General features: G+C 60.7%; 8 protein-coding genes. 3 read left to right on the top strand and 5 right to left on the bottom strand.

Features of this window, described 5'->3' with window-relative positions:
- Nucleotides 1–65: 65 nt before the first annotated feature.
- The 3 genes from AC1DLB_RS13675 to AC1DLB_RS13665 form a co-directional block, all read right to left on the bottom strand.
- A complete protein-coding gene (locus AC1DLB_RS13675) occupies nucleotides 66–1412 on the bottom strand; it encodes an ATP-binding protein (protein WP_064616500.1) in 1347 nt (448 codons plus the stop codon).
- Nucleotides 1409–2086, bottom strand: a complete 678-nt coding sequence (locus tag AC1DLB_RS13670; RefSeq protein WP_064616498.1) for a response regulator transcription factor — start codon at nucleotides 2084–2086, stop codon at nucleotides 1409–1411. Before AC1DLB_RS13670 ends, AC1DLB_RS13675 begins: the two co-directional genes overlap by 4 nt.
- 92 nt (nucleotides 2087–2178) lie before the next feature.
- Nucleotides 2179–2781, bottom strand: coding sequence for a hypothetical protein (locus AC1DLB_RS13665; protein WP_442115360.1), 603 nt, complete (start codon nucleotides 2779–2781; stop codon nucleotides 2179–2181).
- A gap of 147 nt (nucleotides 2782–2928) precedes the next feature.
- Here AC1DLB_RS13665 and AC1DLB_RS13660 point away from each other — a divergent pair, with 147 nt between their 5' ends.
- Together AC1DLB_RS13660 and AC1DLB_RS13655 are read left to right on the top strand one after the other, a co-directional pair.
- Nucleotides 2929–3720: a dienelactone hydrolase family protein gene (locus AC1DLB_RS13660; RefSeq protein WP_477743505.1), complete on the top strand. Its 792-nt coding sequence runs from the start codon at nucleotides 2929–2931 to the stop codon at nucleotides 3718–3720.
- 221 nt (nucleotides 3721–3941) lie between these two features.
- A complete protein-coding gene (locus tag AC1DLB_RS13655; RefSeq protein ID WP_218281489.1) occupies nucleotides 3942–4667 on the top strand; it encodes a 4'-phosphopantetheinyl transferase family protein in 726 nt (241 codons plus the stop codon).
- A gap of 143 nt (nucleotides 4668–4810) precedes the next feature.
- Here the strand turns inward: AC1DLB_RS13655 and AC1DLB_RS13650 are convergent, their stop codons facing one another.
- Entirely contained in the window at nucleotides 4811–6421 is a 1611-nt protein-coding gene (locus tag AC1DLB_RS13650) for an ATP-binding protein (protein ID WP_477785122.1), read from the bottom strand.
- Nucleotides 6418–7131 (bottom strand): response regulator, encoded by a 714-nt coding sequence (locus tag AC1DLB_RS13645; RefSeq protein WP_086944557.1) that lies wholly within the window; start codon nucleotides 7129–7131, stop codon nucleotides 6418–6420. Before AC1DLB_RS13645 ends, AC1DLB_RS13650 begins: the two co-directional genes overlap by 4 nt.
- Before the next feature lie 738 nt (nucleotides 7132–7869).
- Between AC1DLB_RS13645 and AC1DLB_RS13640 the strand changes: the two genes are divergently transcribed.
- Nucleotides 7870–8422 (top strand): ATP cone domain-containing protein (locus AC1DLB_RS13640; protein ID WP_477785121.1); only part of this gene is annotated, 553 nt, incomplete at its 3' end.

Here is an 8422-nt window from a genome sequence, read left to right as displayed (position 1 = left end):
ACGCAAATCCCTGTAGGAGCTGTCGAGTGCAACGAGGCTGCGATCTTTTCGGCCAAGCCCCTACATCAAACCACCGGAAAATGAATCCGGAACGCCGCGCCGCCCATCGGCGAATCCCCCAGCGTCAACTTGGCGCTGTAGCTTTCGATGATGTCCTTGACCACCGCCAAGCCAATCCCCTGCCCCGGATGCTGGCGGTCCAGCCGCTCGCCGCGCTCGAGAATCCGTGCGCGTTGGTCCGGTGGTACACCGGGGCCATCGTCTTCAATGCAAAGCTCAATGCTACTGAGGGTTTCGCGCACGCTGATGCGTACTTCGTTCAGGCACAGGCGATAGGCGTTTTCCAGCAGGTTGCCCATCATTTCCAGCAAGGCGCCCTGCTCGATCGGCACGTAGCACTGATCCGGCAGATCGAAGGCGACCCGAACGCGTTTGTCGCGGTAGACCTTGTCCAGGGTGTCGCAGAGGCTTTGCAGCACCGGGCGCAGGCGTACCTGATGGCGCACCAGACCACTTTTGCGCAGGCTGGCCCGTTGCAGTTGATAGCTGATCTGCTGGCTCATGCGTTCGATCTGGGTTTGCAGCACCCAGGCCTGATCGCGCTCTTGCGGCTTTTGCGCCATGTCTTCGCTGACCCCTTGCAACACCGCCAGCGGGGTTTTCAGGCTGTGGGCCAGGTCGTCGAGGGAGTCGCGGTAACGGCTGCGCTGTTCACGCTCGCTGTGCAGCAAACGGTTGAGCGAGCCGGTCAGGCGCAGCAGTTCGCGCGGGTGTTGTTCGCTGAGGCTTTCGCGGGTGCCGCTTTCGATCTGGTCCAGCTCCTGGCTCAGCCGGCTCAACGCCTGCAAGCCCCAGGTCAGGCCGACCCAGAGCAAGACGAGCAACACCAGTAACGCGGCACCGAAGCCCAGGTAGAGGTTTTCCCGCAGGCCTTCGAGGGTGACTTCGTATTCGCGCACCGGTTGCAGCGCGACGATGCTGAACGCCGCGCTTTTGCCGCCGAGCAGCTTGACCTCGACGTCATAGACGAAAAACTCTTCACCATTGGCCTCGCGAATCCTCGCGAACTCGTTCCCGCGCCCGTCGTAACGCGGCTTGTAGTTGATGTTCTCTTCCTGGGTGGCCCTCGAGCGCCAGACCAGGTGACCTTCGCGGTCATAGATGTAGCCGAGCAAACGGCTGTCGGTGAGGTTGAAACGCTCATCGGGTAACTGCGCCGGCATCTGCAAGCGGTTGTTATCCACCCGGGCGGCGGAGATCAGCGTGGTGACGTCCGACGCCAGGCGCTGCTCGATGGAGTCCTGCAACGCCAGGCTGAACGCGCCCTGCATCGCCGGCAGTAACGCCAGCATGAACAACACCGCCAGGGTGGTGGCGGCGAGCATCAAGCGGACACGAAGGGAACGAATCAAGTGCAGCGCTCATTGAACAGGTAGCCGAGGCCACGCACGGTATCGATCGGCTTGAACCCGGCCGGGCCTTCGAGTTTGCGACGCAAGCGGCCGACCAGCACTTCGATCACATTCGGATCGCGCTCGTCGTCATCCGGATAGAGTTGCTCCATCAAGCGGTCCTTGGCCACCACTTGCTGGTGATGGCGCATCAGGTATTCGAGGATCCGGTATTCGTAGGCGGTCAGCGCCAGCGGCTGGTCATCGAGGGACGCCTGTTTGCGATTGAGGTCCAGCACCAAGGGACCGGCGACGATGGTCGACTGGGTGAAACCGCTGGAGCGACGCAGCAAGGCATTGAGCCGGGCGTCCAGCTCTTCGAACTGGAACGGCTTGACCACGTAGTCGTCGGCACCGGCGGCGAGGCCTTCGACCTTGTCTTGCCAGTTGCCGCGCGCGGTGAGGATCAGGATCGGAAACGTCTTGCCCTGGGAGCGCAGCTGACGAATCAGGTCGAGCCCGCCCATGCCCGGCAAACCGAGGTCGATCACCGCCAGGTCATGGTTGAACTGCTCGGCCTGATGCAACGCATCGATGGCGTTGGCCACGGCCTCGACCACGTGGCCGCTGTCCGTCAAACGGGTCTGCAGGTGATGGCGCAACAGCGCTTCATCTTCGACAACCAGCAATTTCATAAGGCTCTCCGGGGCAAATCAACATCTCCAAAGGTCAGTCAAGCCTGCTCCCACAGGTTGCGAGGCTTAACTGACTGGCAACCAAACGCTGTTTAGAAAGCGTAGTTGGCGGACAAGTACGTCTGGGCGCTGCTGGTCAAGTCCAGCGAACCCTGTTTGCTGCCGCCGCGCTCGCTCATCTCGGTGCTGGCGTTGCTACGCAGGTAACGGTAACCCAGCTCGACCGAGGTGTTTTGCGAAACTTGCTGCAACACGCCGAGCTGGCCGCCAATGGCGTAACCGATGTCGCTGTCGCGGCTGAAGCCTGGCGATTCCTGGGTCATTTTGGTCAAACCGGCCGTGGCACCGCCGAACAGTTTGGTGCTGCCACCCACTGGGTAAAACAGATCGTAGCTGCCCAGCAGGTTTTCCTGACGCAGTTTAATGCCATTATGCGAGCCCGACACGTTGTCGTAAGTGGCGTAGTAGCGGCCCTGGCTGTCTTGCTGGCCCACACGCAAACCCCAGGTGTTGTCCTTGCCGATCACACCGTCGGCGTTCGGGTGGTTGAGGTTGTCGTTCAGGGCACTGGATTTTTTAATCTTGTCGCTGGTCTGGCCAAAGGTCAGCCCGGCAAAATTGGTGGTGTCGGCGTGGGCGGCAACACTGGCGCCCATCACGGTGAAAGCCAGCAGCAGCTTTTTCAAAGTAGTCATTGGGGAATTTCCTCATGCGCTATGTGCTTTTTGGGTACGGGGCAAGGTTACTGACCTCACCCTGTACAGCCCCTGAACGCACTCTGAACCTGAGCTGAATCAAATCGGCTACGCTTTCTTGACGTTTGTTTATAAGGAGATTCAGCCATGCGTGTGTTGCTCGCCCTTGTATTACTGGCCGTGAGCGGGGTCAGCCAGGCCGCCATCAAGACCCAGGAAATTCCCTATCAGAGTGCCGATGGCACCAAGCTGATTGGCTATTACGCCTACGACGACGCCATTAAAGGTCCGCGTCCGGGTGTGGTGGTGGTACATGAATGGTGGGGGCTCAACGACTACGCCAAGCGGCGCGCCCGCGATCTGGCGGGTCTGGGCTACAGCGCACTGGCGATCGACATGTATGGCGACGGCAAGAACACCGAACACCCCAAGGACGCCATGGCGTTCATGCAAGCCGCGACAAAGGACAGCGCAGCAGCCAGCGCGCGGTTTCAGGCCGGGCTCGATTTGCTGAAGAAACAGCCACAGACCGATCCGGCCAAACTGGCGGCCATCGGCTATTGCTTCGGTGGCGCAGTGGTGCTGAATGCCGCACGCCAGGGATTGCCGCTGGCGGGCGTGGTGAGTTTCCACGGTGCACTGGCGACCAATACGCCGGCGGTGCCTGGCAGTGTGAAAGCGAAAATCCTGGTGGAGCATGGCGCGCAGGACAGCATGGTGACGGCGGATAATGTGGCGGCGTTCAAGGCGGAAATGGACAAGGCCGGTGCCGACTATAAATTTGTCAGCCTCGAAGGCGCCAAGCATGGCTTCAGCAACCCTGATGCGGATCGTCTGAGCCACGGCGATCATGGCGGGCCGGACATTGGTTACAACAAGGCCGCCGATGAGAAATCGTGGGCGGACATGCAGGCGTTTTTCAAGAAGATCTTTGGCTGACACACCGACAGCATTGCTCCCTGTGGCGAGGGAGCTTGCTCCCGCTGGGCTGCGAAGCGGCCCCAAAACCTGCAACCGTATTTCGTCAGGTACAACGCGTTTTCCGCCTTTACGACTGCTACGCAGCCGAGCGGGACGGTGCGGCGATCCGACAAGCTCCCTCACCACAAAAGCCCTGCTGCCACTACCCAGCCTCAAGGCAACCCGGCAAAATGCCCGTCATGAATCCCGTCCCCGCCCTACCCGCCTGCTGCACCCCGCTCGACGCCCATTGGCCGCTGCCGTTTGTGCTGCCCGATACGGTCCTGCTGGGCACTCACTTCGATACCAAGCAATTGGCCAGCGATGATTTCCAGCGCAGCGCCATCGAGCCGCCCGCGAGCATCCAGCGTTCGGTGGCCAAGCGTCAGGCCGAGTTTCTTGCCGGGCGGATTTGCGCTCGGGCCGCGTTGCAACAGCTGGAAGGGCTGAGCTTCATTCCGGCCATTGGTGAAGACCGCGCACCGGTGTGGCCAGCGCATATCACCGGTTCGATCACCCACAGCACCGGCCGGGCCGCGGCGATTGTCGCGAACAAGGCCCATTGGCGCGGCTTGGGAATGGACCTGGAAAATCTGCTCGACGCAGAACGGGCCGAACGCCTGGCCGGAGAGATTCTCACCGGGCCTGAGTTGCAGCGCATGACCGCCGGGGCTCGCGATCAGTTGGCGATGGTGGTGACGCTGACGTTTTCGGTGAAGGAAAGCCTGTTCAAGGCGCTCTACCCGATCGTCCAAAAGCGCTTCTATTTCGAACACGCCGAAGTGCTGGAGTGGAGCGAGGGCGGTGAAGTGCGGTTGCAGTTGCTGACCGACCTGTCCAGTGAGTGGCGCAGCGGCACCGAACTGGACGCGCAGTTTGCGGTGATGGATGGGCAGTTGTTGAGCCTGGTCAGTATCAAGGCCTGAGGTTTTGTAGTGGCTGTCAGGGCCTCTTCGCGGGCAAGCCTCGCTCCTACGGGGTTTGTGTCGATAACGAAATGGGTGAACGCCCCCCCGATCTGTAGGAGCGAGGCTTGCCCGCGAAGGCGATTGCCCTGACACCAACAACCTCAACGCCGCTCCTGATTCCTCGGCCAGCTCAAACTGAAACACGCCCCGCCCAGGCTTTTGCTCTTGCTGATCAGCGCTCGCCCGTCGTGCCAATGGATGATCCGCCTCACGATCGACAACCCCAGCCCATGACCACCCGAAGCGCGGGTGCGGCTGTCGTCGAGGCGCAGGAACGGGGTGAAGATTTTCTCCCACGCGGTTTCCGGCACGCCCGGCCCATCATCCTCGACATCCACCCGACAGCGCTGCTGCCCCACCTGATAGCTGACAGTCACCCGTGAACGGGCATGGCGCATGGCGTTGCTCACCAGGTTCTGCAACGCCCGGTGCAAGTAGCGCGGCTCGGCTTCAACCCAGGCGCCGTCGCAATCGGCGGCGGACAGGCACAAGCCGCGCTGCACCGTGACCTCGGCGCGCAACGGCGCCAGTTCCTCGATCACCTGATTGACCAACGCATCCAGATCGATCCGCTGGAAATTCAGCGCCGGCGAGCCCTGCTCCAGCCGCGCATAAGTGAGCATCTCATCGACCAACCGATCGAGATCCTCAATGTCGTGGTCCATGCCCTCGCGGTATTTCTCCAGCGCCTCAGGCGTGGTGGCCGAGCCGATCATCTCCAGGCCAAAACGCAGGCGCGCCACTGGTGTGCGCAATTCGTGGGACACGGCACGCACCAGTTCTCGCTGAATCGCCAACAATTGCTGCAAGTGCTCGGCCATGCCATTGAACGCCGAGGCCAGCCGCCCCACCGAGTCGGCGCCACGGGCCGGTACGCGGGTTTCCAGGCTGCCCTTGGCAATTCGCGTGGCGGCGGCTTCCAGACCGCGCAAACGACGCTCCAGTTGCCGCACCAACAGATAGACAATCAAACCGATCAGGCTCAGGCCAAGGGCCGCGATCAGCACCAGYCACTCGGGCGGGTAAGGATTCATCTGATACAGCGGGCCGATTTCCAACACCCACGGCGTACCGACCATGCCGGCAAACACCCGAATCGAATCGCCGCCCTTGCCTAACGCCATCACCGTGTCGCCTTCTGACACGCGGCGGCTCTGGTCTTCGTCCATGTCGGCCTCATCAACCGTCACCAGCCGCAGATCGAAGCCGAAACCCTTATCTTCCTTTAACTGCTCCAGACGCTTGGGCTGCTCGGCCACCGGGTAGCGCACCAGTTCATCGGCCAGCAGGTAGATGGTCGCCCGCGCCAGTTGCTCGCTGATCTGCTGGACTTCACCGGTGAGCACCAACTGCTCCTTTTCGCTGACCAGGCGATAAACCTTCGCCGCATGCGGACCGGTCTGCTCCACCAGGGCCTGGCCGTGCAACACGCGGGTGCGCTGGGTCAGGTCGAGGTCGGTCTGGGGGAACGTCTTCAGCGCCAGCGGAATCCCGAGCAAGCGCTCCCACAACAGCAACGCCCGATGGCGCTCGGTTTCGTTCATCGGTTGCAGGTTATCGGCCATCAGCGAGAAGGTGCCGTGGGCCAGGCGCTCGCGGTACTGCTCGCTGCGCACCTGGTTAAGCAGGTGCAACGCCAGCACGCCGAGTACGGCCACCAGAATCAGCGCCGCGCACATGCCGCCATAAATACGCAGGAAGATCGAGTTCACAGGGTGCAGGCTTCCGGCACGAACAAATAGCCTTTGCTGCGGACGGTCTTGATCAGCCGCGGATGGTCCGGGTCATCGCCGATCTTGGGGCGGATGCGCGAGATGCGCACGTCGATCGAGCGGTCCTGGCCGTCATAACCGATACCGCGCAGCGCGGTGAATATTTCTTCGCGGGACAGAATACGCCCGGCATTGGCCACCAGCAGCCAGAGCAGATCGAACTCGGCACTGGTCAATTCGATGCCTTTGTCATGCAGCCAGGCTTCGCGCAATGCGTTGTCCACCACCAATGGGCCGAACTGCAGGCGCCGTTGTTTTTCCTGGGGCACTTCAGGGGTTTCACTGCGCCGCAGCAGAGCCTGGATGCGCGCCAGCAATAAACGTGGACGCACCGGTTTGCAGACGTAGTCGTCGGCGCCCAGGTCCAGGCCAAGAATCTGATCGGTGTCATCGGTGCGCGCGGTGAGCATCAGGATCGGCCCGTCATAGCGGTCGCGAATCTTGCGGCAAATGCTCAAGCCATCTTCGCCGGGGAGCATCAGGTCGAGAATCACCAGGTCCGGTTTCTCCTTGATGATGCGTGCTGCGGCCAGGGCGCCATTACCCTCGATCGATACTCGCAGGCCATTGGCTTCCAGGTAATCGCGGGTCAGTTCGGCCAGACGCTGGTCGTCCTCGACAATCAATACCTGCCAGGCTTCTTGCTCCACGACGACCTCTGCTTGCCAACACCATCAATAAGGAAGGATCCACCCGTCTTTTTGTAATGATTGGGGAGGATAAGAATGCATCTGCATGGGCCGATTGTATAAACGCCACACGTCTGGAACACAAGCCGGTAAATGCGTTCGGACACAACGGTTTTTTGTGATAGGGTTCGCGCCCTTAAAAATCCGGATGACTGTTTTCTGTCGCTGAAAATCAGTGAAAAATGGTCGGCTCCAGYTAGGTCGCGGCCTACACGCCCGTTCCCTCTTTCACACACAATTTACGCACAGGTTTATCCACAGGTAGTACGTTGCAACACCCTCCAAAACGCATTATCTTGTACCTCGGCGCAAAAAAAACCCTACATGTAGGGTTTTACGCCAAAAACCAAACACAAACCGGACACCGATTTCAAGCGCTTTTATTGCCTCTTTCCGGTTGAACCAAACGTATTTTCGAAAGACCAAACCGCGTGTGCGGATGGCTACTGTTTTTAAGCCCGAAACGGCGATAACGGTACGGGTGTTGCAGTCATTTACTGCCACTCAAAACGGAATTCGGTTTCAGGCCCAAGGCGTGACACCAAAGACTTCGGCATGGAAGCGGCGCCCAATAGCCCCCTTCCTGATCTGTCCCGAAGTTGGTATGCCCGGCCCTCGCCGGTTGTAGTGCTTCAGGACAGAACGGTGGGCACCGTGATGGTGCCCAAACAAACATAGAGAATGTGGAGACAACCCCCCATGCAAACCGACACAACTCGCGAGAACCCGCAAGGCACCTTGCCGCAGGCCGCCGATTCGAATTCGGATCTGTCCGCCACCGCGCCTGGCCAACTGCGCGTGATCAAGCGTAACGGCACTGTCGTCCCTTACACCGATGACAAGATCACCGTCGCCATCACCAAAGCGTTTCTCGCAGTTGAGGGCGGCACCGCTGCCGCTTCGTCGCGAATCCACGACACCGTTGCCCGCCTGACCGAACAAGTCACCGCGACTTTCAAGCGTCGCATGCCTTCGGGCGGCACCATCCACATCGAAGAAATCCAGGACCAGGTCGAATTGGCCCTGATGCGTGCCGGCGAGCAGAAAGTCGCCCGCGACTATGTGATCTACCGTGACTCCCGCGCCAAAGAGCGCGCAGCGCACTCCCCTGCCGAAGAAGCCGTCAACGCTCACCCATCGATCCGCATCACCCGCGCCGATGGCAGCCTCGCACCGCTGGACATGGGTCGCCTGAACACCATCGTCACCGAAGCGTGCGAAGGCCTGGAAGAAGTCGACGGCGAGCTGATCC

Source organism: Pseudomonas sp. 05N434 (assembly GCF_056396965.1).
The sequence above is the reverse complement of the archived record's forward strand: the minus strand, read 5'-3'. Positions and strand labels throughout refer to the sequence as shown.